Source organism: Streptomyces sp. NPDC002130 (assembly GCF_040296465.1).
Taxonomy (GTDB): domain Bacteria; phylum Actinomycetota; class Actinomycetes; order Streptomycetales; family Streptomycetaceae; genus Streptomyces.
Genome location: NZ_JBEOXI010000620.1, coordinates 1 through 2,027, shown reverse-complemented (window position 1 = coordinate 2,027; position 2,027 = coordinate 1). Strand labels below are relative to the sequence as shown.

Here is a 2,027-nt window from a genome sequence, read left to right as displayed (position 1 = left end):
CTCGGTCCCCGAGCAGGCGCGGGGGGAGGTCGACAAGGAACTCGCCCTCCTGGACGAGCAGATAGCCAAGGCCTACCAGCGGCTGAGCGAATCGGCCCAGCAGGTGCAGCAGGATCCCGGCTTCGCCGACAGTGCGGTCGTGAACCCGCTGAAGGAGAAGCGGGTCGCGACCCTCGAGCGCATCGCCATCGCCATCGACCGGGTGGGAGACCGCCCCGAGGGGCTCGACGCCCTCGCCGCCTGCACCCTCCAGGACGGCAACCAGGCTCCCGCGCAGGGTGAGGGCCAGGACGCCGGCGCGACCCAGCAGCCCGGCCAGGAGCAGGGCCAGGCAGGCCAGGGGCAGCAGAACGGCCAGGGCCAGGGCGCCAACGGCGGACAGGCGGGCAACGGCCCCGTCGCCGCCGACTTCGCGGACATCAAGAGCGTCCAGCCCAACGTGAACAACCCCCGCGAGGAGGGCGGCGCCTCCCGCGGCTCCTTCGCGACCAGCTGCGGCGTGAACGAGAACGGGCTGTTCAACTCCGACAACATCATCGCCGCGCCGGGGGTCACCAACGGCGCCCACCACTTCCACGACTACGTCGGCAACCAGTCCAACAACGCCTTCGCCAGCGACCAGGACCTGGCGAAGGCAAAGACCAGTTGCGACGACCAGGGCGACAAGTCGTCCTACTACTGGCCCGTCGTGCGTCTGCAGAACGGCGCCGAGGAGCAGGACGCCGACAAACCCGGCGGCGGCATCGAGGGCAACGCCGGCGAGATCGTGACGCCGAAGCAGGTCACGCTGACGTTCGTCGGCAACCCGCGCGAGAAGGTCACGGCCATGCCGCGGCTGCTGCGCATCATCACCGGCGATGCCAAGTCGTTCGTCAACGGCCCGGCCAACGCCAACGCCTCCTGGAGCTGCACCGGCTTCGAGGACCGGCAGCTGAAGGACAAGTACCCGCTGTGCCCGCAGGGCAGCGACGTCGTACGGACCTTCAAGTTCCAGAGCTGCTGGGACGGCCGCAACATCGACAGCGCCAACCACCGCACCCATGTGGCGTTCGCGGGCGCCTCCGGCAACTGCCCGTCCGGCTTCCGCCCCATCCCGCAGCTCGTCCAGCGCATCGTCTACGACGTCGACGCGCCGAGCCTGCAGGACGGCGGCCGTACGACACCGCTGTTCGCGGTCGACTCCTTCCCGGAGCAGCTGCACAAGCCGGTCACGGACCACGGCGACTTCATCAACATCTTCGACGAGGATCTGATGGGGGAGATGGTCGACTGCATCAACGACGGCCGTAAGTGCGGAGCCGGAGCGGACGGCGGGCAGGACCCCACACCGGGCGAGGAGCCCGAGGAGGAGCCCACCAAGACGCCGGAGGCCCCGCAGGAGGAGCCGACCAAGACTCCCGAGGCCCCGCAGGAGGAGCCCACCAAGTCGCCGGAGGCCCCGCAGGAGGAGCCGACGAAGGCTCCTGGAGCCCCGCAGGACGGCAACGGCGGCGGGAAGCCCGGCGACAAGGGCGACGGCGGCGACGACGGCAAGGGTGAGGCCCCGAAGCCCCCGGCGGACAAGCCGGTCCCCGAACCGGAGCCCGGCGACGCGTCCACGGCCCCGGGCAAGGCACAACCCGAGGTGAAGGCCACCGACTCGGCGGACGGCGGCAACGCCGCCGGGGACGACGGCGGCGCGAAGGACGACGGCGGCGCGAAGGGCGACGACGGCGAGGACGCGGACGGCCTCGGCGAGTCCCAGGCCGTCGGCACGGCGACCAGTGCCGCCCCGACCCCGTCGGCTCCGTCCCGCACCGAGCCCCAGGCGGTCGGCGAGGGCGGCCTGGCGGACACCGGAGCACAGCTCTGGCCGGCCGCGGCGGGCGCAGTGCTGGTCATCGCGGGCTTCGTCGTCCTGCGCCGGGTGCGGCGCGGCTAGGAGCCACGCCCGGACGTGAGCCGTGAACGGCGGCGGGATCCCCACCGGATCCCGCCGCCGTCGCGCGTCTCGGGCCGGGGCCCCGCTCCGGCCCCGTGCTCCGGCC

Annotated in this window: 1 protein-coding gene; it reads left to right on the top strand. The window is 72.5% G+C overall.

The genetic code is table 11. From position 1 onward, the window contains the following. Positions 1-1,921 (top strand): DUF1996 domain-containing protein (locus ABT116_RS43595; RefSeq protein ID WP_351646339.1); only part of this gene is annotated, 1,921 nt, incomplete at its 5' end. Between the last annotated feature and the right edge of the window lie 106 nt (positions 1,922-2,027).